Here is a 24618-nt window from a genome sequence, read left to right as displayed (position 1 = left end):
AATATTTTTGCCACTCATTCATCATATAAAAATTATATTAACATGTTTTTTATAAATATATTAATTAGTGAATTACATGTTAAATAATAAAATAATTTTTATAATTTTATTCATAGGATTATTAGCAATTCCTTTTACTTGTGCAGAAGACAATATAACATCTTCAGATTCTGTTTTATCTGCCTCAAGTGATGATTCATATTCAAATATTTATTTTGATTCTTCTTTATCTCAGGATAATGGAAATGGTTCAATAGATAATCCTTATAAATATTTAACATCTAATAGAATTAAAGAAAATTCAAATATTTATCTGGCCAATGGTGAATATGTTTTAGATAGTTCGAAATCCATTTCTAATTATAATTCATTTAATGGTGAAAGTAGTGAAAATACCATTATTTCATTTAAAAACTCAGGAAATGCTTTTTTAAATTCAGGTTTATTAAAATTCAATGATTTAACTTTAAAAGGAGCTTCTATCTATAACACTGGTGAATTAATTTCTGATAATGTAATTTTTAGAGATTCTTCATCTGATTATGGGGGAGCCATTTATTCTTTCTCATCTACTTTAAATATTTCGAATTCTTATTTTATAAACAATAGTGCTAAATTAGGTGGAGCTATTTGTGATTTGAACACTAATATGTTACTTATTAATATAACTGCAATTAATAACTCTGCTGTTTATCAGGGTGGTGCCATTTATAAAATGTATGGAAATCTCAGTGTTTCATCATCCAACTTTTTTAACAATTCAGCCATTGAAGGTGAAGCCATATATTGTGATATTTCTTCATTCATGATGGAAAATAATATTTTTAATAAGAACAATGTTTTTAGTGTTGTCAATAATAATGAGAATTTCATTAATAACAAATTCATCAATTGTGAATTAACTAAGTTGGATTTTTATAATATTAATTTTGAAAGATTTAATTATACTCAAATGAGTTATACTCCGTATGCTGGTTCCATACCTTCTAGTTATGATTTAAGAAAATACGGACTTGTTTCTTCTGTTAAAAATCAAGGAACTGATGGTAATTGCTGGGCATTTGCAGGAATTGCGGCATTGGAATCTTGTATTTTAAAGGCTACTGGTGTGGAATATGATTTTTCTGAAGAAAACATGAAAAATTTAATGGCATTATTTTCTGATTATGGACGTAATATGATGACAAATAATGGTGGATATAATAATATGGTTCCAAGTTATTTTGCAAGTTGGATGGGTCCAGTTAATGAATCCGATGATAAATATATTTTAAATACTCTTTTATCTCCATTAATGGATAGTGTTATGCATGTACAAAACATTGTTTATCTTCCTAGATTAAGTTATACGGATAATGATGCAATTAAGTATGCAATTTTAAATTATGGTGGGGTATTTACTGGAATTTATTATTCGGGTTTATATATGAGATCTAATAGTTATTATTGTTCAATTCCAACTAATCTTAATCATGCTATTGTAATTGTAGGTTGGGATGATAATTATTCTAAAAGCAAATTCAAAACTTCTCCTCCCGGAGATGGTGCATGGATATGTAAAAATAGTTGGGGACCTGATTGGGGTGATAACGGATACTTTTATGTATCATATTATGATACTGGCTGTGCGGGAGTAGGTCAAAATGATGCTTCATTCACTTTTATTTTAAATGATACTGTTAAATATAATAAAAACTATCAATATGACGTTTCGGGTATAACAGATTATTTTTTAACAAATCAAAGCACTATGTGGTATCAGAATAATTTCAATGCCACATCTGATGAAATTTTGGCTGCATTTTCAACCTATTTCAATATTGAATCAAATTATACAGTTGAAATATATGTCAACAACGAGTTGAAACTAACACAGAATGGTACCTCACTTCCAGGTTATTTCACAATTAATTTTGATGAATTCATACCAATTTATAAAAATGATTTATTTAAAATAATTATTAAATTATCCACTTCATCTGAAGCATGGATTCCAATTTCTGAGAAAGTATCCTTAACTAGAACTCACTATAAACCAAACACTTCATTTATAAGTTATAATGGTGTTGACTGGATTGACTTTTATGATTATGAGATTAACATGTCTGAAAGAGGCCACTTTTATAATTCTCAAGTGGCTTGTATTAAAGCATTCTCAGTTTTCAATTTAACGACCACTACTGTATTAAGCGAGGTTTCAAGATATGACAATTCTGTTGATTTAACTGCAGAGGTTAAGGATCAATATGGTCATTTGGTTAATGAGGGTTATGTTATTTTTGAATGTAATGGTGTAAAATACAATAAAACTGTTAACAATGGATTTGCTAGTTCATCATTCACTAATTTAAAACATGGAATTAATAATTTAACTGCAAATTATGTAAATAATGTTCATTATTTAGCTTCAAATGATGAGTTAAAGATTAATCTTTCCAAGCATCCTCTTTATTTAACTTTAAATGTCGATGATATTTATTATGGTGATAAGTTCAATGTTTTTGTTTCATTAATTGATGATAATGGCATTTTAATCAATGATACTGTTGTTTTAACTATAGAAAATAAATCTTATAATATTTCTTCCAATTCATATTTTTTAATTCCTGATGTATTTAAAGCGGGTTTTTATAATATAAATGTATATTATGGTGAAACATCAAAATATTGTTCCGCTAAAACTTTCAATAATGTTTCTGTTTTAAAATATGATGCTGATTTAAGTTTTAATGTTGAAAATGTTTATTACGGAAATAACTTAATTTTCAATACTTCATTAATCTTTAATTCTAAATTAATTAATGAAAAACTTATTTTAAATATTAATGGTATTAATTATTCTATTAATGCTAATGGATTATTTACTCTTCCAGCTATTTTAGATGCATCATCTTATAATATTTTTATTTATTATCGGGGTAGTGAAAAATTCAACAGTAAAAACATTACCGGCAATGTTGAGGTATTAAAAGCTAATCCTCTTTTAGAATCCAGTATTAATAGTGTTAAATATGGTGAGGATGTGATTGTTAATGTTAAATTAACTGGAATTAACGATTCTAAACTAAATGAAAATATTGATTTAATTATTGATAATAAAAAATATTCTTTCAATTCAAACAATGATTATACACTTCCAATTCAATTAAATGCTTCTAAATATAGTGCTAATATTATTTTCAATGGAAATAAAAATTATAATTCTATTAAAAATATAGAAAATTTCACAATATCAAAAAATAATTTCAATATTGGATTGTTGGTTTCAAATGGCACATATGGTGAAAAAACAACTCTTATTACTTCTTTAACTGATATGAAAGGTAATCAAATCAATGAAAAGTTAAAATTAAATATGGGGGATATAGTTTATGAAGTAAATTCTAATTCTAAATTTACAATTCCTGTTTTATTAAATGCATCTAATTATGTAGCTTACTTAATTTTTGAAGGAAATGATAACTTCAATAAAGTAAATACCTCTAAAGCATTCCAGATTAATAAATCAAATATTAATTTAAATATTAATATTGAAAATATAACTTATGGTGATTATTTAATTATAAATAATACTTTTAATCATGAAATAACTTTAAATATTGATAATAAACTTTATTTAATTAATGCAAATTCTCTCTATCAACTTCCAGTTTTATTGAATGCAGGAATTTGGGAATGTGTCTTGAATTTCGAGGGTAACAGTAATTATTATTCAAATTCTCAAAAAATTAATGTATTTGTGGATAAGGCCACACCTAAACTTGATGTTGACACATTTGATATTAATTATGGAGAATATATTAAGACAACTGTTGATTTAATTGGTATTAATAACTTAAAATTAAACGAAAATGTTATATTAACTATTAACAATGTTGATTATTTGTTTAAATCAAATGGTGAATTTTCTGTTCCAGTTATTTTAAATGCTTCCAAATATCCTATTAATATTCATTATGCTGGAAATAACAATTATAAACCTGTAAATAAAAATGTTAGTGTTAATATTAATAAGATTGATCCTTCACTAATGATTAACATTTCTAATACTCTTTATTCTAATGATATAATTGTAAAAAACTATTTCACAGGTCTAAATCATCAAATTGATGAAATTCTTACTTTAATAATTGATGGTAAAGAATATCAAATAAATTCTAATAAGGAATTTGTGCTACCTTATAGTTTGGATGTAGGAGAATATGTGGCCAGTATTATTTTCAATGGTAATTCTAATTATAATGGGGCAGATAATGAAATAACATTCAAAGTTTATCTAAATGAGATAAATATGGATGTAAATATCGAAAAAAATATTAATAATGTATCTATTAATGTAAGATTATCTAAAAATCTAAATGAAACCGTTAATTTAAAAATAAATAATCAGAATTATAATGTTAAAACTATTGGTGGTGAAGGCATTCTAGTTTTAAATAATTTGAATTTGGGAGATTATTCTGTTGAAGCATTATTCAATAAATCTACATATAAAACAATATTGCTTAATGAAAAATTCACTATCGATTCAATTAATACTGTTATTAAAGCGGATAATATTTCAATGTATTATCATGACGGTACAAAATTAATCGCAATGCTGGCTGATTCAAATAACAATATTTTATCTAATGAATCAATTAATATTTATGTCAATGGCTTAAAGTATACAAGACATACAAATGAAAATGGTTTTATTTCATTAAATATGGGTCTTAATTCAGGTAATTATTTAGTAAACTTGGAATTTGAGGGTAAAGGTAATTATATTAATTCTTCTTGTGAAATATATGTTAACATAAAATCCAGTGTCGATTCTTATAATTTAACTAAATATTATAAAAATTCATCTCAATTCAGTACAACAATTCGTGATTTTGATGGCAATCCGATTGCAAATAAAGAGGTCATGATGAATATCAATGGTGTCTTTTATTATCGAACAACAGATTCAAATGGTGATGTTAGGTTAAATATTAATTTAGACTCCGGTAATTATATATTAACTGTAACTAATCCCGTCACAGGTGAAAATTCTGCTAGCCATATCACTGTCTTGTCACGTTTGGTTGAAAATAATGATTTGGTTAAATATTATAGAAATGCTTCCAGATATTCTGTTAAACTTGTAGATGAAAAAGGATCTTCTATGGCGGGTGTTAATGTAACATTCAACATTAATGGAGTATTTTATACTCGATTAACCAATTCTGAAGGTGTAGCTAGCTTAGCTATTAATTTAATTCCTGGAAAATATATAATTACTGCACAGTACGGAGATTCAAAAGTATCTAACACAATCACTGTTTTAAGTATCATAAAAGCAAATGACGTTACAATGAGTTATAGGGATGGTACAAAATTCAAGGCTACAATACTTGATGGATATGGAACCCCATGCCCTAATCAAAGTGTTAATTTTAATATTAATGGTGTATTTTACACAAGAATCACAGATACAAATGGTATAGCAAACTTAAATATTAATTTACCGGCAGGTAAATATATAATAACTACTATGTTCAATGGATTATGTGAATCTAATACTATTGAAATTAAGAATTAATTTTTTCTATGTTAATAATAAACATTTATAGTATTAAAAAAATATATTATAAATAATAAATTAATAATTGGTGAATAATTTGTCTTGGTTATTTGTACTTCTTACTTTTTTGCTTGCGGGTATAAAATCATCAAAACCTAAATATCAAAAGGTTTCTGTAATCATACCTGCTTTTAATGAAGAAAATACAGTAGCTAGGGTAGTGGAAGTAATTAAAAAGGTTTCATGTGTTGATGAAATTATAGTAGTCAATGACGGATCATCAGATAATACCGCTGAAGAAGCTTCTAATGCCGGTGCTATTGTAATTAATCATGAAGTTAATAAAGGTAAGGGTGAAGCTCTATTTACGGGCTATAAATATGCTGAATGTGATATTATAGCATTTATTGATGCAGATATTCATAATTTAACTAGTAAAAAAGTTGAATCAATGATTAAACCTATTTTAATGGGTAAAACAGATATTACTAAGACAAAATTTGCACGTGAAAGTGGCCGTGTCACTGAACTTACTGCAAAACCACTTTTAAACTTTTTTTTTCCAGAGATTTCATTTGAACAGCCTTTAAGCGGTCAGTTTGCTGCACGTAAGGAAATTTTAAAGAAAATTCATTTTGAAAAGGATTATGGTGTGGATGTTGGTATTGTTATTGATGCTGATGTATTGGGCATTTCCATTATGGAGGTCGACATTGGTGCAATAGAACATGATATGTCTCCTTTAGCTGATTTAAATATCATGGCTAATGAAGTTGTAAGAACAATTATGAACCGTGCTAATAAGTATGGTAGGGTTACTATGATTGATGATATTGGGTATTATATTCGTATGTCAATCGTTGGTTTATCTTTAGTTATTTTAGGTTTGTTTACCATATTCTTTGTTAAATTCATTCCTTTATCTGTAGGAGTTATAATTTCTGTTGTGGGCATACTTTTATCAATCTATTATTTTGCTAAAGTTATAATTCAATCCATTAGCATGTATAGAAAAACTCGTGGGGGAAATTTATTAAAATCTTTTATTAAAGTTCATTTTCCACTAATTATTTCACTCATCATTTTGCTTTTGATGCTTTCAACATTTTTAGGTGCCGCTACTTTTGATAATGGTACTATTTCAATAGAACCCAATTCCCGAAATTTAATAATTTTCACTGACCATAGAAATGACAATTCAATTTCAGTTAGAGGTCCATACACTGTGGACACTGCAATTGAAAATGAATCTAATGTAATACGGATGCCATCAGATGCAATGATGACGCTTGGAATTAAAGTAAATGATACGGTTCTTATAGATAATGACCTTTATGTAATAAATGAAACAAGAGACTTTGAACCTGATATATTAAGACTGCCTCTTGATGTAAAAAATGCACTTCATGTTGATGATGGTGACATTATTCAAAACAGTAGGCTGATTGATGTCTTTGATAAGTCAGTAGTTTCTCACAATATAAAAGAAAATAATGTATCTTATGATGAGAAATACATGATTTCTTCAAGACAATCCGGGTCATGGTCTTATGAGTTAATAGTGGATAATGTATCAATATCTAATTCCACAGGTGTTTTTTTAGAAAATGAAAGCTATTCCATTATGGCGGATGATTCCTATGTGGGCAGTATTGGTTATGTCAATTCAACGATTGAAAATAAGAATTTTACATATGAAAATCATTTAATTCAATTAAAATTCGATGATGTGAATGGTTCCTCTTCAAAAAGATTTGAAAAGAATGGATTTATAAATATAGATTTTAGTAAATCAGCTAATACTTAAAAAATAGATAAATAAGAGAATTTTCCCTTATTTTTTATCATATGCTTTAACTGCTTCTTCAACATCGTTGTAAAGACCTAAAGCTGCAAGAGCACCTACTTTACCTTGTTCACCAGTAACTGCAATCAAGTCTATATCTAATTCTTTTGCAGTAGCTTCTGCAGTTTCAATGTCCATCATACCGGATTTTGTAGCGATTGAGTATTCTCTTAATTTTTTTGGTATTTCAAGACCTTCCAAAATAGCTATTGCAGTTTTATCGGATAAAGTGTCTCTTTTAAGAATTTCAATAACTCTATTAATTAAAGCTTCTTTTTTGTCACTTTCAACAGCAAATGTTAAAGCGATTGAAACGCAGTTTTGAGTTTTATGTGGGTTGTGTGGATATAACTGAACAATTATATGATCCAAGTATTCAAAACCTTCGCTAGCCAATTCAACACCTAGATTATGAGCCATTGTCCATGTTGCACCGGCATCTTTTACATCAGTATCGTCAACACCTATGACGACTTTTTCAAGTTTAGGTGTTACTACTGTTGCTCTACCTTCTTTTGAACCTCCACCAGATTTAATGAGCTCTATATATTTAACGCCTTTACCCATTCCTCTACACATTCCAGCACCTACGCCTGCACCCGCAAGACCTGCATGAGTGACTTTAACCTCATCATCAACAATTTTGATTTCATCAATTCCGGCTGCATTAAAACTAGCTTTTAAGTCGAGAGGAGCAGAGCCTACATGGCAGGAATAAACATGTTTATTTCCGTCACGGTAAGCATCATCAATCAATTCGGAATTATTTTTATATTGATGTAATAACCAGTGGGATCCTGAAATACATGGATGATACTCGACAATTTCAACCTTATCTCCATCAACCATGGTTAGCACTTTTTCATATGGTGCAACCCAAGGATCAGAAAATTTTTCTTTTAACTCTTCAGGTTTTAAAATTTCCATACAATCATCTTAAATTTCTTTTAATCTATCACACATTTTAATAGCTGCTTCAACTGCACTTTTTGCATTTTTGACACGTCTGTGTGCATCTAATCTTGTCATACCTGGACCGGTGATTCCTAATGCAACAGGAGTATCATATTCAAGTGCTAAATCAGCTATTTTACGGGAAGCATGCTGTGCTACGATTTGATCGTGGTCAGTTGCTCCTTCAATGACTGCACCTAAAGTGATAATTGCATCATATTCATCTTTCTGTAATAATTTTTTAATAACAAGTGGCATATCAAATACACCAGGAACAGCAACTACTTTTGTAATTTCACAATCTCTATTTTTAGCTTCAGCTGTTGCTAATTCCAACATCATTTGTGTAATATCATAATTAAATTCTGCAACTACTGCAGCTATTTTGTATTTTACCATATTTAAGTCCTCCATTAATATAATTTATGCGAATATAAAAAGTAAAAAACCAGCAACCCCACTTAATACCATAATAAGTATAATAAAAAGTGCTGCTAATTGCATTCTAGAAAATTTTCTCATAATAATATCTCCTTAAATTATAATTAATATAACATTTTTAAATTATTTAAATTTTTTTCCAATTTTTCTGAAATTTTTTGTAACTTTCCAACTATTCGAATTTAAAATTTCCGAGTTTTCTTTTTCTAAATTTTGAATTCTCGTTGTTAGTTCATTAATTTTAGCTAAATACATTTCATCTTTTTTAAATTCGGACTCACAGACATCAATCAATTCAGCAATCTTTTGAGTTAAATGAACAGTTCGTTGTTTATTGTATTCTTTTTCATCAATTGTAAATGGTTCTATTTCTTCATTGGTCTTTTCACACATTATTGAATTTAATGTATCTGTATTTCCACACAAATCATTGATATATGATTTATATTTGATGTCTAATTTTGACATTTCACTATTTTTCTCACATATTGCCCAAATTGTTGTATCTGAGCCTTTATAATCAGATATTTTTGATGGAAGGTATGGATTTTTAATGAAATGTCCTTTTGTATAGCTGTCTTCAGCAATAAGCACATCAAATTTTTTTGATAGATTTAAAAATTCCAGATAATCAATATTTTGATTGAATGTGGTTTTTTCAAGCAAATCTTTAGTTAAAAGTTGTTCAAATAAAGTTCTATTTGGAGTAAATAAGTGCAATCTAATTTTATCTTTAAATTTTTCACTTATATTTTCAAAGGCATTGATAAAATCTTCAAATGATCTGTTTGGAAATATCACTCCAAAGTATGCGAAATTAACATAATTTTTATCTAAAGAGTAATTGCTTTTTTTAATATGATAATATTTTTCATCTAATGTTGGATGAGGTGAAATTATATATTTTTCATCTATATCCACTTTAAAAGGCAATGAATCTATCATAACATCTTTTTGACTTTCATTTGTAAATATTATTTCATCTGCAAAAATAAATGTTAAATATTCGCAGACACAATTAATGTCGTTTTCACTGCTTATAGGTTCTAAATTCTTTTCTTTTAAAATTTTATTTATTCTTGAAATGTATTCTTCATCAGTTAATTTTCCGCTCAAATGCCTATTTCCAAAAGTGTATATTAACGGGTCAGAGAATTCAGCTTTCCAGTAAGTTTTTGGGTTTTTTATTTTATACTCTAAAGCTAAAAAATGTGAATGGACAAAATTCGCTCTGCTATAGATTTCCCCATAATCTTTAATTAATTTCATTCCCTCATTTACAAAATTTAAAATGTTGTCCCATTCCGTTGAGAAATTTGAAGTTACTGTAAACTTATTAACAATATATTCTAAAACGATTTTTTCAAGTGTAAAATCTTTTGGCATATCATCTAAACTAGCACAAATAATATCAACATTCTTTTTATCAGATAATATTTTCTTTGCAACAACATTACTTGTGGTCGTATTAGTCGGTGAAAATGCATAAGAAATAATTAATTTCCTTTCATCGTTATTTAATTTCGATAAATCTTCATTTAAATATTTATATGGGAAAAATTCATAATCATATTCCAATATGTCCTTTAAAACATTATTATATTCTTTAGGATATTTATTTAAGTATTCGTTTATTTTGACTACTTGTCCGCCTGTTAAACTTTCAATAAAGCTTCTCATTTCCTGATTCTTTGCTTTTTTAAGGCCTTTATTAATGTTTTCAATTACTTTCAAGCGATTGTCAATATTAAATTCATAGGACATATCCTGTCTGGATATTGAACCTTCTCTCCATAGTCTATAATAATTTGCGCCAATGCTTTTATCAACAACATAAAACTCAAAATCATTATCCGGATAAAAGTTTGCATAATATGCAATATCTACACCATTGGTTAGTTCTGGATTAAAATTTGAATTTTTAACGTTAATAGTTGGAATAATTTTATTTGTTGTAATCACTATTGCATCTTTAATTGTTTTATAGGGATTTTCTATAATTCCTGAATTTTTAAGAAGTTGTGGAGTCATATATGAGTCCATGACCTTACCCGTATCTTCATCAATGTCATAAAAAGTTCCAAGAACAATTCTATTTGGCTTGACAAATTTGTATAATTCTTCAAAGTAGTTTTCACTTATGAAGTCATCATCATCAATAAAAATAGAATATTTCATTGAAGCTAATTCAATACCTTTATTACGAGCATTACAAACTCCTTTTTCACTTTCTGTTAATATAATATTAACTTCAGGATTCGCGGTTTGATATTTTTTAATAATGTCTGGTGTTGAATCAAGTTCTCCGTTCACAATAAATATTGCTTCAAATAAGTTAAAATCTATACTTTGATTTATTAAAGAATCAAGAAGTTTATTAATGTATTTTTCTCCTTTGTATGTTGGTATGATGGCACTTATACCATCTTTCAAGTCTGATTCTTTAATCATTTTATCATCTTAATAATTTAATTATTTCATTTGCAACATCATTTGTAGTTGCATTTCCGCCTAAATCTCCAGTCAAGACTTTAGCTTCAGTTAATAATTTTAAAATAGCATTGTCTAGCTTTTGTGCAGATTCACTTTCACCCAGGTATCTTAGCATCATAACTGCAGATAACATCATGGCTATTGGATTTGCAATCCCTTTACCTGCAATATCTGGAGCGGAACCATGAACAGGCTCAAATAAAGCACCATAATTTCCAATATTTGCTGATGGAATCAATCCAAGCCCACCTACAAGACCAGCACCTTCATCAGATAAAATATCTCCAAACAAGTTGGTTGTAACGATAACTTCGAAGCTTTCCGGTTGTGTAATGAGATACATTGCGGTTGCATCTACATAAAAGTCTTCTTTTTCTATATCAGGATATCTTTCTCCAACTTCATAAAAGATTTCTTTAAATAAACCATCACTTTTCTTTAAAACATTTGCTTTGTGAACGCCAGTAACCTTGGACTTATTATTGTCTTTTGCATATTGGAACGCATAATCAATGATGCGCTCTTCTGCTTCACGGGTGATGACACGCTTTGCAGTAGCACCATCATCAGTGAACTCTTCTTTATCTGCAATGTACAATCCTTCGGTGTTTTCACGAACAATCATAAAATCAATGTCTTCAGATAATGAATTTGTATTTGGATATGCTTTCACAGGTCTTAAATTAGCAAACATTTTCATTTCCTGACGCAATTTAACAATAACATCTGCTGCAGTTTCACCTGCTGCACCAAATAAACAAGCATCAGCATCTCTAACAATATCAAGTGTTTCTTGAGGAAGCGCACTGCCAGTTTTTTCCAGGCAGGCATCACCTGCTTCAGCATAAATGTAGTTGAATTCAATATCTAATTCATTCAAAACGGAAATTGTTGCATCCATAACTTCGGTACCTATTCCATCACCTGGAACAACGGCAATTGTATATTTATTCTCTTTTGTCTTTGAGGTATTCAATTAACCCACCTTTTTCCAATATTTCTAACATGAATGGAGGTAATTTTTTAAATGTTATTTTTTCTCCACTTTCAGATTTAATAATTCCATTATCCATATCAACTTCTATTTCATCTCCATTTTCCACTAAATCAGTAATTCCTGGAGCTTCAAGAAGCGGAACACCAACATTTGTAGCGTTTCTATAAAAAATTCTGGCAAATGACTCAGCTAGCACTGCTGAAATCCCAACACCTTTAATTGCAATAGGCGCATGTTCACGGGAAGATCCGCAACCAAAATTTTTGCCCGCTACAATAAAATCTCCTTTTTTACATTTTTCATTAAATTCATCGTCTAATCCTTCCATACAATGTTGAGATAATCTTTCTTCATCAGTATAAATCAAATATCTTCCTGGAAGAATAATGTCTGTATCAATGTCATTTCCAAATTTCCATGCCGTTCCTTTCATATTAATCACTCCGGTGCAACAATTCTTCCTTCAATTGCAGATGCAGCAGCAACTGCAGCAGAAGATAAATAAACTTTTCCGTCAGGAGAACCTTGTCTTCCTTTAAAATTCCTGTTTGATGTTGATAGGCTTACTTCTCCAGGTCCGATAATTCCTGTATGTCCTCCAAGACATGGACCACAACAAGGAGCAGAAACCAAGGCTCCTGCATCAACAAATATTCTTATTAATCCTTCATCCAAAGCTTTTGAGTAAACTTCTTTTGATGCTGGAATAACAAGCATTCTAGTTTCTTTAGCTATTTGTTTTCCTTTAAGAATTTTTGCAGCATCTCTCAAGTCACTGATTCTTCCATTGGTGCATGAACCTAAAAATACTTGATCTATTTCCTGGTCAACTTCGCTTACGGGCTTTACATTATCAACATTGTTTGGACAGGCTACCTGAGGCTCTAAATTGTTAACATCAATGTCAATAATATTTAAAGAAGAAGCATTTAAATCTGTTTTGAAAATTTTATATGGCTTATTTGACCTTTTTTCTACATATTCAATTGTTTTTTTATCAGGTTCTACCAAACCTGTTTTCCCACCCATTTCAATTGCCATATTACATAAAACCATTCTGTCTGAAACACTCATATCACTAACGGTTTGACCTGCAAACTCACAGGCTTTATATGTGGAACCGTCAGCACCAACTTGGCCTATTATATTTAAAATTACATCTTTTGCGTAAACATTGTCTTTTAGAGTACCAGTTATTTCAAAACGGTTAGTTTCAGGAACCTTAAACCATAAATTTCCTTCAGCAAAAACCATTGCCATATCGGTTGAACCAATTCCTGTTGAAAAGGCACCTAAAGCTCCATGTGTACAGGTATGTGAATCAGCTCCGACAATAACGTCTCCTGGTACTACATGGCCTAGTTCCGGTAGTATTTGATGACATACTCCCGCATTTATATCATAAAAATTTTCAATATTTTGCTTTTTTACAAAATTTCTCATGATTATATGATTATTAGCTGAGTCTATAGAATCTGCTGGAACCTGATGGTCAAATGGAATTACAATTTTGGACGAATCCCAAACTTTATCTGCACCAATTTTTTCAAAAGATTCAACGGCGAGAGGTCCAGTTAAATCATGTGTCATTGCAACATCAATATTTGCAATAATAATATCTCCGGCCTCAACTTTATCTTTACCTGATGCTCTAGCCAATATTTTTTCAGACATTGTACTTGACATATTAACAAAACCTCATAGTAATAAATTATATTTTGTTTAACATTCTATTTAAATTTTGGAAAATAGTTATTTTTAAGATTAAATTAATTAGCATTGAATTTAATAAAAAAATACTTAATTTTTTAATCAATCAACGAATTTTTGTTAGTAAAAATAATCATACATTTATATAATATGTAGAACAAAATAAATTTCATGAGCAAGTTTTTTGGAAGATTTAAAAAAGAAGAAGAAATTCCTGTTATGGAAGAACAGGTTCCAGTTTGGGAAGATAGAATTTTTTGGGTTGAAACTTTACAAAAAATAGCTTTACCGGTATTAATAAATCTTAGGAAAGATTCTTTAAGGAAAAATATGCTTTTAGAGTCAAGTAGTTCTGAAGGTGGTAAATTTGCTTATCTTGAAGCATTTGCACGTGTATTTAATGGTATAGCTCCATGGTTAGAGCTTGGACCTTCAGAATCTGAAGAAGGTAGACTTCGTGATAAATATATTAATTTAACAATTGAAGCTATTAGTGTAGCAGTTAATCCAAATAAAAATGATTATATATTTTATAATGAACCTAAACAATCATTAGTGGATATGGCTTTATTTGCTCAAGGTTTACTTCGTTCTAAAAATCAAATTTGGCTTAATCTACCGATGGATGTACAGGCAAAAATTATGGATGAATTTAAAAATTCAAGAATTATAGCTCCATATGACAATCATTGGCTTTTATACACTTCAATTATTGAGGCAGCACTTTTAGAATTCACTGGCGAGTGTGATAAAGAACGTTTGGTATATGCTGTTCATAAATTTAGGGATGAATGGTATGTTGGAGATGCAATTTATAGGGATGGGGCAGATTTTGCTTCAAATTATTATAATAGTATTTTTATTCATCCAATGCTTAACGATATTTTAATGGTAATGAGAAAATATGGATTACCGGATGGAGAATTTTTGGATGTTCAATTAATGAGATCATCAAGACTAGCATCCCAATTAGAAAGATGTATTTCTCCAGATGGTACTTATCCTATTGTAGGTAAATCAATTAGTTATAGATCTGGTATTTTCCATACTTTATCTCAAGTTGCTTTACTTAGAATTTTACCAAGAAATATTGAAGTATCTCAAGTTAGAGCAGCATTGACTAAAGTTTTAAGAAATTTATTTGATGGAAATCAAAATTTCTCTAATGGTGGATGGTTAATAACTGGTTTAAATGGTCATCAGGTAGATATTGCAGAGACAGATATTAATACTGGAAGTTTATACTTATGTTGTTCTGTATTTTTACCTTTAGGGCTTGATTCCAATGATCCATTTTGGACAGATGACTTTGAAGAATGGTCATCTCTTAAAGCTTGGAACGGGCATGTGATAGGCAATGATCAACCAATAAACTTTTAATGGATTTTTATGGGTTTTAAATCATTTTTTTCTAAAAATTTTAATTCAAATAATGACCGGAAAATTTGGGTCGATACATTATCTAAAATCATTAATCCGGTATTAACAAATGCTGCAAATGAAACTCTTAAAAAAAATATGCCGGTTAATGCCGTCAAGAATGAAAGAGCTAAATTTGCACATTTGGAGGCAGTAGGTCGTACTGTATGTGGTATTGCTCCTTGGCTAGAATTAGGTGCTGATAATTCTTATGAAGGTAAATTAAGGGCCAAATATATAGAGTTAACCACTAAAGGATTAGTCAATATATGTAATCCAGATTCACCCGATTATTTAATTTTTAATCAACCGTATCAGCCGTTAGTTGATTCTGCACATTTGGTAGAGGGATTGCTTAGGGCTAAAACTCAACTTTGGGATAACATTAATCATGACAATCAAGAAATGATTGTTGATGCGTTAAAACAAACTCGTTCTATTGAACCATGGATTAACAATTGGATTTTATTTCCATCAATGATTGAAGCTTTTTTACTTGAAACTACTGGGGAATATGATGAGTTCAGATTAATGCATGGTGTAAATGTCTATATGAATGAATGGTATTGTGGTGATTCCTATTATGGCGATGGTCCCAATTTCCATTTTGATTATTATAATAGTTATGTCATTCATCCAATGCTTACTGACATACTTTCAGTTTTAAGAAAGCATGGCATTGGCGAATATACTTTTTTAGATGCTCATTTACATAGGTTAAGGCATTATGCAGGACACTTGGAAAGGCTTATATCTCCTGAAGGAACATATCCTGTAGTTGGTAGGTCAATGTTATATAGAACTGCTGTTTTTCAGGCTTTGGGTCAGGCATGTTTGTTTGGTTTATATAATGAGGATGTAAAGCCTGAACAGATTAGATGTGCATTAACTTCTGTAATTCAAAATCAATTTTCGGATAATGCTAATTTTGATAATGATGGATGGTTACGATTTGGATTTAATGGAAATCAGCCAAATGTGGCTGAAGATTATAGTAATACTGGTAGTATGTATTTATGCACAACTGGATTTCTGCCTTTGGGTTTACCTGAAAAGGATAGATTTTGGTCAGCTCCAAGTGCGGAATGGACTTCACTAAAGGCTTGGAGCGGAAAGGATATAGACTCAAATATGTACATTAAAGATTAAGTTCGTATAAGTTTCCATAATTGTAAAGTTTAATCTTATCTGGAACCTTGTAGATTATATTTTTTGTATCAAAAATTACTGTATCTTCATGTATTAATGTATAATCTAGGTTTTTAAACTCATTATGGTCACATAATATTAAAATTAAGTCAGCATCGGTTACAGCTTCTTTAAAGCTAACAAAATTTGGTTTGTCTATATGAGGGTCATGAATTGATATTTCATAATTTTTCTTTAAATTGTCTATAATCTCATATGATGGACTTTCTCTGTCATCACCAGTATTCCCTTTATAGGAAACACCTAATATTGCAATTTTTCCTTTAGTTATTATTTTTCTTACATTATCACATACAAATTCCGGCATGGAATTATTGGTGTCTCTTGCAAGCTTAATTAACTTAGCAGTTTCAGGAGCTTTTGCATAAATAAAATAAGGATCAATTGCAAGGCAGTGACCGCCAACACCTGGTCCTGGTGTATGTAAGTTGACTCTTGGATGTTTATTTGCCATTTTTATTACATCTAATGCATTAACACCAATTTCAGCACAAATTTTTGTGAGTTCATTAGCTAATGCGATGTTGACATCTCTAAAAGTGTTTTCCATACATTTTGATAATTCAGCAGTTTTTGCTTCAGTTAACATTAATTCACCCTCTACAAATTGACCATATACTTCGCTGGCCTTTTGACTGCATTTTGGTGTTATTCCTCCGATAATACGGTCATTATGAATTAATTCTTCTATAATTTTTCCGGGCAGAACTCTTTCGGGGCAATGGGCAAGGTATAAATCCTCACCTATAGTAAATCCTTCTTTTTCAAAAATAGGTTTTACAATATCGTCAGTTGACATTGGAGCTATTGTTGATTCAACAATAACTATATTATCTTTTTCTAAAAATGGAATGATTGATTCGCATGCACTAATGACATAGCTTAAATCACAGCTATAATTATCTGCGATATATGGTGTAGGGACGGTTATTATGAATGCATCTGCTTTTTCAGGTTTTAGGGAAGCTTTATAAACTTTATTTTTTAAAGCTTGTTTTATTATATCAGATATTCCAGGCTCTTCAATGTGAATGATTCCATTATTTAAATTTTCAATCATTTTTTCGTTAACATCAACTCCAACGACTTCACAATGATTTCTTGCAAATAATGCGGCAGTTGGAAGTCCGATATAACCTTGTCCAATAATACATACTTTCATATTAAACACCCCTTGAAATTTTAAATATTAATATTGATATATTTAATTTATATAATAAAATTTTTGGGGATAAAAATGAAGATTTTAATTACTGGTTCTAATGGTATGTTGGGGCATGATTTAATAGAAGTTTTAGATGCTAAACATGAATTGATATTAACTACTTCTTCATCATTGGATATAACTAATAAAGAACATGTTATTTCATTTATTAAGGAAAAAAATCCTGATGTTGTAATTAATTCTGCCGCTTATACTAATGTTGATGGCTGTGAAGAAAATGTTGATTTGGCATTTGCCGTTAATGGTGAAGGTCCAAAAAATTTGGCTTTGGGATGTAAGGAAGTAAATTGTCCTCTTGTTCATGTGAGCACGGATTATGTATTTAATGGTAAAAATACAAGGCCTTGGGTTGAAGACGATGAAATTGATCCAATCAGTGTTTATGGAAAAAGTAAACTTGAAGGTGAAATTGGAATTCAAGAAACAATAGATAATTTCTTTATCATAAGGACTGCTTGGTTATATGGAGTAAATGGGGGTAATTTTCCTAAAACAATGTTGGAATTAGCTAAAATTCATCCTGAAATAACTGTTGTTACGGATGAAGTTGGTTGTCCTACATATACTTTGGATTTGGCAAAAGCCATTGCCAAATTAATTGAAACAGAATATTACGGGATTTATCATTTGACTAATTCTGACAGTTGTTCCTGGTTTGACTTTGCAAAATATATTTTTGAAATTGCAGATGTTGATGTTAAGGTTACTCCAGTCACTGCATCTGAATTTGCAAGACCTGCTCCAAGACCTTCTTATTCTGTTTTAAATAATAAAAAATGGATTGATAATGGATTTAAACCTTTAAGAAGTTATAAAGAAGCTATTAAAGAATATATTGATATCATAAAGTAGGTGGATTAAATGGATAAAAGGATGTTAATAATTGTTTTTGCAATTATAGCATTATTGGGAGGCCTTTTCTTATCAGGATCTTTTGCTCAAAAAGATGTTAAGGTAGTGGAAGATGGCCAATATTGTACTGTTGATGAAGTGGCAGCATATATTAAAGAATTTCATAAATTACCTAGTAATTATATTACAAAAAATCAAGCTAGGGATTTAGGATGGTCTGGAGGTCCTTTAAATAAATATGCTCCGGGTAAAAGTATTGGCGGTGATGTATTTGGTAATAGGGAAGATGTACTTCCTAAAACTTCGGCTAAATACATTGAATGTGATATTAATGCAAATGGTACTTCAAGAGGACCTGAAAGAATAATTTATAATAGTGATACATTTCAAGTGTATTATACATCTGACCATTATAAAACATTTAAAGAGGTATAAAAATTGAACGTTTATGAACTTGATGGAAAATTAATAGCTCGTGATGGTCATAAATATATAAAAAAAGCTTTAGATTTTCCAGATTATTATGGTGAAAATTTAGATGCACTTTATGATTGTTTATGTGATTTGAATTGTGAAATTCATATCATTAATGTTGTTGATGTAAAAGAATGCATTTTAGATACTTTTGATGATGCAAATAATGATAATGAGAATTTAATAATAAAATTCGTTTAAAGTAAGTTTTTTATATTATATTTCATAAAATTATAATAAATTAACTTATTATAAATTTAATATAAATATGTGAGTTAGATTTTTAATGTTTGAAAGAAATAAGCACTTAAGAAATTTTAATAAGTATTCATTTTTACTTACAGAATTAATTAAAAGGGATATTAGCGGAAAATATAAGGATTCTACTTTAGGTTTGTTTTGGAGTTTTTTTAATCCATTATTATCTATGATTGTTTTAACTATGGTGTTTTCACAATTTTTCGGTGGATCAATTCCTAATTTCCCAGTTTATTTATTGAGTGGTAAATTGGTTTTTGATTTATTTGCCAATGCAACTACTGGAGCAATGGATTCAATTAAAGGTAATTCAGAAATTATTAAAAAAATTTATGTTCCAAAATATATGTTTGCAGTAGGAATTGTATGTTCGGAATTTATAAACTTTTTAATATCTCTTATAGTGCTTGTCGCTGTGATGGTTGCAACAGGTGCACCATTTTACTGGTCACTTCTTTACTCACCGATTCCATTGTTTTTCTTATTGTTATTAACAATGGGTGTTGGTTTGATTTTGGCTACTGCTACAACATTTTTTACAGATATTAAATATTTGTACGGTGTTTTGATAATGCTATTGTCATTTATGACTCCATTATTCTATCCTATTGAAATGATTCCTGAGCAATATCTGATATTATTTAAAATAAATCCGTTATATGCTGGAGTAAAATGTTTCAGAGATATAGTTTTGGCAGGTACTTTTCCCGAAATGAAATTTTTCATTTATTTAATAATTACATCCATTATTGCACTTGTTATTGGAATATTTTTATTTAAAAAATACCAAGATGAATTTATACTTAATATTTAAGGAGATAAAAAGATGACTATTCAATTAAGATATCCAAAAAGAATTTCTCAAAAGGAAGACGATGAAAAGTCCAAATGGGAAAATTTAGATAATATAATGCTTGATGATTGGGATGATGTTGCATCTACATATGTATCTCCTGGACAAAAACCTGGGGTATTTACAATAAGTGATTTTAATTTTAATATTCCTGATGATGCTAGAGTTTCTGAAGTTGTTATTGAGCATGATTTTCACAAGGAATCTTCTCAAAGACCAATAGAAATAGAACCTCCATTAATTACACTTATGATTGGTGAAAAAGAATTTGAAATTTATTCTTTTATTAATGCTGATATTTACCCTGCAGACCGTAGTGTTACAATTCCTTTAGAAGAAGTTTTGGGGGAGGATGTTAAAGGGGATGATTTTCAAATCAAATTTGAATTTCCTGAAAATATAAACAAAAATGGTGGTTTATTATTCTTTGATTTTGTACGTGTAAGGTTGGTTTTTGATATTAAAAGATATTTATTGACTTCAGGTGAAACCAATACTTATTTCCCGACTGAAGAAGAACCTATTCAATTAGCTGTTGGAGATGAATTCAGGTATTCTCTTTACTTTAGAAATGTCAATGGGGTATCAACAAAACGTCAAGAAGTTAAAATTAATATTCCTGAAGGCCTTGAAATCTTAAGATATTATTTCAAAGCATCTAAAATTAATAAATTAACAGATGATGATGTTGATGAAGAGTTGTATGAAGATGAATTTGATGAAAAAACATTAATTTGGCATCCATCTGTGCGAGGAAAAGGTTCAGCAGCTATTAGGTTAGTTTTAAAATGCACTAGCGAAGGTTTAAAGGCATTGTCGGGGTATAATGAAAACTTTGGTGTTACTCCTAATTTTTATGTTGAAGTTCATGACAAAGATTTTGACAGCCCTCCTAACTTATTTGATGAAACAACTAATGTTTGGGGTTCAGAACTGGGGGATGATGAATACTATCAGTTAATGAATCAGGATATTGTTATAGATGTTGATAATGTATCAATGGAATTCAAAAAACCTCAAGAAAAAGTGGATAATCTTAAAGAATATTGTATTAAATGGGTTAAAAGAGAATTAAAACCTAAAAATAAATTTAAAGCTCTTGATAATGTTTCTTTTTCTGTTCATAAGGGTGAACGGGTTGGTATTATTGGTTTTAATGGTGCTGGTAAAAGTACTATATTAAAAATATTATCTGGTGTTTTAAAACCAACTTCTGGTGAAATTCATACTTATGGTACTATTGCTCCTCTACTTGAGTTAGGTGCGGGATTTGATCATAATTATAGTGGTCGTGAAAATGTATTTTTAAATGGTGCTATTTTAGGTTATTCAAGAGAGTTTTTAGAAAGTAAATATGAAGAAATCTTGGAATTTTCAGAATTGGAGGATTTCATAGATATTCCAATTAAAAATTACTCTTCAGGTATGGTAGCAAAATTAGGTTTTTCAGTTGCAACCATAGTAGAACCCGATGTTTTAATATTGGATGAAGTATTATCGGTGGGAGATGTAAAATTCCAGAAAAAAAGTGGAGATAAACTTAAATCAATGATGGGGTCTGGTGTAACAGTACTACTTGTATCTCATGCAACTGATAATATTCGTGAATTATGTACTCGTGCTATTTGGCTTGATCATGGTAAACTTGTAATGGATGGGGATGTTGATTATGTTTGTGATGCTTACATTGAAGCAGCTAAAAAAGCATCTGAAGAAGAATTAAGTGGTTTACAATTACAATAATTCTTTAAAACTTTTTTTATTATTTATTAAGATGAATTTTAATTTCATAATTTAATTTTTTAATATTTTATTTTTTCAAATAGTTATTTTAATTAATTATTAGTTATAAAATATTAATCATATTTAAATATTAAAGTGATTTTTATGAAAGGTATTGTACTTGCTGGTGGTTCTGGAACTCGTTTGTATCCTATTACTAAGGCTGTTTCTAAGCAGTTATTACCATTATATGATAAACCTATGATTTATTATCCGATTTCTGTTCTTATGCTTGCTGGAATTAAGGAGATTTTGATTATTTCCACTCCTCGTGATTTGCCTATGTATAAGGATTTGTTGGGTGATGGCTCTTCATTGGGTATTAGTTTTGAGTATGCTGTTCAAGAGCATCCTAATGGTCTTGCTGAAGCTTTTATTGTTGGTGAGGATTTTATTGGTGATGATAATGTTGCTTTGATTTTAGGGGATAACATTTTCCATGGCCATAGGTTTACTGAAATTTTAGAGCGTGCAACTAATCTTGAGGATGGAGCAGTTATTTTTGGTTATTATACTAATAATCCTGAGGCTTTTGGTGTTGTTGAGTTTGATGATGATTGGAATGTTTTATCTGTTGAAGAAAAACCTGAACATCCTAAATCAAATTATATCGTACCAGGATTATACTTCTATGATAATGATGTAATTGAAATCGCAAAAAATGTTAAGCCTTCTGAAAGAGGAGAAGTTGAAATCACATCAGTTAACGAAGAGTATTTAAATCGTGGAAAACTTAAAGTAGAGCTTTTAGGTCGTGGAATGGCTTGGCTGGATACTGGAACTCATACAGGTCTTTTAGAAGCCGCTAATTTTATTGAAACGGTTCAAAAAAGACAAAGTTTGTATATTGCTTGTCTTGAAGAAATTGCATATCTTAAAGGTTATATTTCAAAAGAACAATTACTTAAAACAGCTGAAGAGCTTAAAAAAACTGATTATGGACAATATTTATTTAATTTAGCGAAGAGGTGATTAATTATGGGTCAATTTAAATTTACAGAATGTGATATTGAAGGTATGTTTATTGTGGAGCCTGCGGTTTTTGGTGATAATCGTGGTTATTTTATGGAGACTTATAATGAGAATGATTTTAAGGATGCAGGTTATGATTTGACATTTGTTCAGGATAATCAGTCTTCTTCATCAAATGGTGTGCTTAGAGGTCTCCATTTACAGTTAAAATACCCTCAAGGTAAACTTGTTAGGGTTTTGAAAGGGGAAGTCTTTGATGTTGGTGTTGATTTAAGAGCTGACTCTCCAACTTATGGTGAATGGTTTGGTGCTATTTTATCTGATGAAAACAAGAAACAATTGTATATTCCTCCTTGCTTTGCTCATGGTTTTGTGGTTTTATCTGATGAAGCAGAGTTTGCATACAAATGCACTGAATTTTATCATGGTGAAGATGAAGGCGGAATAATATGGAATGATCCAGATATTGGTATTGACTGGCCTATTGATGAAATTGATGAGTTAATATTTTCTGAAAAGGATGAAAAATGGCCAACGCTTGCTGAATCACAAATCAAATATTAAGGTGGAATATTTATGAGTACTATTTTAATTACTGGTGGGGCAGGGTTCATCGGAAGTAATTTCGTCAAATATATGTTGGATAAGTATTCTGATTATGATATTGTTAATTTGGATGCATTGACTTACTGTGGTAACTTAGAAAACTTGAAAGATATTGAAGATATGGATAATTACACTTTTGTAAAGGGTGATATTCGTGATAAGGATCTGGTGAATGATTTAGTTTCCAAATCTGATTTTGTTATTAATTTTGCCGCTGAAAGTCATGTTGACAGAAGCATTACTGATCCTGAAATTTTCATTAAGTCTAATGTGCTTGGCACTCAGGTTTTATTAAATGCTGCCAAAGATTGTGGTGTTGAAAAATACATTCAGATTTCAACAGATGAAGTTTACGGAACACTTGGCGAAACAGGCTATTTTTGTGAAACTACTCCGTTACAGCCTAACAGTCCTTATTCCGCTTCTAAAGCAGGTGGAGACTTAATTACAAGAGCATACTTTGAAACTTTTGACCTACCAATCAACATTACACGATGTTCAAATAATTACGGTCCTTATCAGTTTCCTGAAAAATTGATACCTTTGATGATTTCCAATGCACTTGAAAATAAGAAATTGCCTATTTATGGTGATGGTAAAAACATTCGTGACTGGCTTCATGTATATGACCACTGCCAGGCAATTGATCTTGTTTTGCATGAAGGAAAGCTTGGTGAAGTCTACAACATCGGTGGTCACAACGAAAGGCAAAACATTCAAATTGTCAAACTGATTCTTGAAGCATTAGGAAAAGATGAATCATTGATTGAATATGTTGCTGACCGTCTTGGTCATGACCGCAGATATGCAATAGACGCGGATAAAATACGCAACGAACTTGGATGGGAACCAAAATACACCTTTGAAACAGGCATAAAAGAAACAATTCAATGGTATCTTGATAATCAGGATTGGATGAACCAAGTCAAAAGCGGCCAATACCAACAATACTACGAAAAAATGTATGGAAACAGATAAT

Annotated in this window: 19 protein-coding genes; 12 read left to right on the top strand and 7 right to left on the bottom strand. The window is 29.8% G+C overall.

Going from position 1 to position 24618, the window contains the following annotated elements; translation table 11 throughout:
• Window positions 1–76: 76 nt before the first annotated feature.
• Complete coding sequence (locus SM9_RS11340; protein WP_058740245.1) at window positions 77–5566, top strand: C1 family peptidase; 5490 nt, start codon at window positions 77–79, stop codon at window positions 5564–5566.
• Between the two features lie 79 nt (window positions 5567–5645).
• Window positions 5646–7355 carry a glycosyltransferase gene (locus SM9_RS11335; RefSeq protein ID WP_058740244.1) on the top strand — a complete coding sequence of 570 codons (1710 nt, stop codon included), beginning with the start codon at window positions 5646–5648 and terminating at the stop codon, window positions 7353–7355.
• A gap of 27 nt (window positions 7356–7382) precedes the next feature.
• Here the strand turns inward: SM9_RS11335 and mmp11 are convergent, their stop codons facing one another.
• From mmp11 to hacA, 6 genes are all read right to left on the bottom strand, one after another.
• Window positions 7383–8321: a methanogenesis marker protein 11 gene (gene mmp11 / locus SM9_RS11330; protein WP_058740243.1), complete on the bottom strand. Its 939-nt coding sequence runs from the start codon at window positions 8319–8321 to the stop codon at window positions 7383–7385.
• Window positions 8322–8330: 9 nt separating this feature from the next.
• Window positions 8331–8747: a 6,7-dimethyl-8-ribityllumazine synthase gene (gene ribH / locus SM9_RS11325; RefSeq protein ID WP_058740242.1), complete on the bottom strand. Its 417-nt coding sequence runs from the start codon at window positions 8745–8747 to the stop codon at window positions 8331–8333.
• 165 nt (window positions 8748–8912) lie between these two features.
• Window positions 8913–11240 (bottom strand): glycosyltransferase, encoded by a 2328-nt coding sequence (locus tag SM9_RS11320; protein ID WP_058740241.1) that lies wholly within the window; start codon window positions 11238–11240, stop codon window positions 8913–8915.
• Between the two features lie 4 nt (window positions 11241–11244).
• A complete protein-coding gene (locus SM9_RS11315; protein WP_058740240.1) occupies window positions 11245–12258 on the bottom strand; it encodes an isocitrate/isopropylmalate family dehydrogenase in 1014 nt (337 codons plus the stop codon).
• Window positions 12230–12712: a 3-isopropylmalate dehydratase small subunit gene (locus SM9_RS11310; protein ID WP_058740239.1), complete on the bottom strand. Its 483-nt coding sequence runs from the start codon at window positions 12710–12712 to the stop codon at window positions 12230–12232. Before SM9_RS11310 ends, SM9_RS11315 begins: the two co-directional genes overlap by 29 nt.
• Window positions 12713–12717: 5 nt before the next feature.
• Window positions 12718–13965, bottom strand: a complete 1248-nt coding sequence (gene hacA, locus SM9_RS11305) for a homoaconitase large subunit (protein ID WP_058740238.1) — start codon at window positions 13963–13965, stop codon at window positions 12718–12720.
• Window positions 13966–14160: 195 nt separating this feature from the next.
• On the opposite strand from hacA, the gene SM9_RS11300 reads away from it, so the two are divergent.
• On the top strand, window positions 14161–15369 hold the full coding sequence (locus tag SM9_RS11300) for a DUF2264 domain-containing protein (protein ID WP_058740237.1): 1209 nt from the start codon (window positions 14161–14163) through the stop codon (window positions 15367–15369).
• Between the two features lie 9 nt (window positions 15370–15378).
• A complete protein-coding gene (locus tag SM9_RS11295) occupies window positions 15379–16557 on the top strand; it encodes a DUF2264 domain-containing protein (protein ID WP_058740236.1) in 1179 nt (392 codons plus the stop codon).
• Here SM9_RS11295 and SM9_RS11290 read toward each other — a convergent pair.
• Window positions 16547–17779, bottom strand: coding sequence for a nucleotide sugar dehydrogenase (locus tag SM9_RS11290; protein WP_058740235.1), 1233 nt, complete (start codon window positions 17777–17779; stop codon window positions 16547–16549). The two genes, SM9_RS11295 and SM9_RS11290, sit on opposite strands and share 11 nt — an antisense overlap.
• 75 nt (window positions 17780–17854) lie before the next feature.
• Between SM9_RS11290 and rfbD the strand changes: the two genes are divergently transcribed.
• The 8 genes from rfbD to rfbB all read left to right on the top strand — a co-directional run bounded on the left by rfbD (window position 17855) and on the right by rfbB (window position 24617).
• Entirely contained in the window at window positions 17855–18694 is an 840-nt protein-coding gene (gene rfbD / locus SM9_RS11285) for a dTDP-4-dehydrorhamnose reductase (protein ID WP_058740234.1), read from the top strand.
• A gap of 9 nt (window positions 18695–18703) precedes the next feature.
• A complete protein-coding gene (locus SM9_RS11280) occupies window positions 18704–19129 on the top strand; it encodes a ribonuclease domain-containing protein (RefSeq protein ID WP_058740233.1) in 426 nt (141 codons plus the stop codon).
• 3 nt (window positions 19130–19132) lie between these two features.
• The gene (locus tag SM9_RS11275; protein WP_058740232.1) at window positions 19133–19369 is read left to right on the top strand and encodes a barstar family protein; all 237 of its coding nucleotides are present in this window, start codon (window positions 19133–19135) and stop codon (window positions 19367–19369) included.
• An 85-nt stretch (window positions 19370–19454) separates the two neighbouring features.
• Window positions 19455–20240 (top strand): ABC transporter permease, encoded by a 786-nt coding sequence (locus SM9_RS11270; RefSeq protein WP_058740231.1) that lies wholly within the window; start codon window positions 19455–19457, stop codon window positions 20238–20240.
• A gap of 12 nt (window positions 20241–20252) precedes the next feature.
• Window positions 20253–22022, top strand: coding sequence for an ABC transporter ATP-binding protein (locus tag SM9_RS11265; protein WP_058740230.1), 1770 nt, complete (start codon window positions 20253–20255; stop codon window positions 22020–22022).
• Between the two features lie 144 nt (window positions 22023–22166).
• The gene (gene rfbA / locus SM9_RS11260) at window positions 22167–23033 is read left to right on the top strand and encodes a glucose-1-phosphate thymidylyltransferase RfbA (RefSeq protein ID WP_058740229.1); all 867 of its coding nucleotides are present in this window, start codon (window positions 22167–22169) and stop codon (window positions 23031–23033) included.
• 6 nt (window positions 23034–23039) lie between these two features.
• Window positions 23040–23597 carry a dTDP-4-dehydrorhamnose 3,5-epimerase gene (rfbC, locus tag SM9_RS11255; protein ID WP_058740228.1) on the top strand — a complete coding sequence of 186 codons (558 nt, stop codon included), beginning with the start codon at window positions 23040–23042 and terminating at the stop codon, window positions 23595–23597.
• A gap of 12 nt (window positions 23598–23609) precedes the next feature.
• Complete coding sequence (gene rfbB / locus SM9_RS11250) at window positions 23610–24617, top strand: dTDP-glucose 4,6-dehydratase (protein WP_058740227.1); 1008 nt, start codon at window positions 23610–23612, stop codon at window positions 24615–24617.
• The last annotated feature ends 1 nt before the right edge of the window (window position 24618 follow it).

Origin of the sequence: Methanobrevibacter millerae (assembly GCF_001477655.1) — an archaeon.
Lineage (GTDB): Archaea > Methanobacteriota > Methanobacteria > Methanobacteriales > Methanobacteriaceae > Methanocatella > Methanocatella millerae_A.
This window is presented reverse-complemented; position numbering and strand designations above follow the sequence as displayed.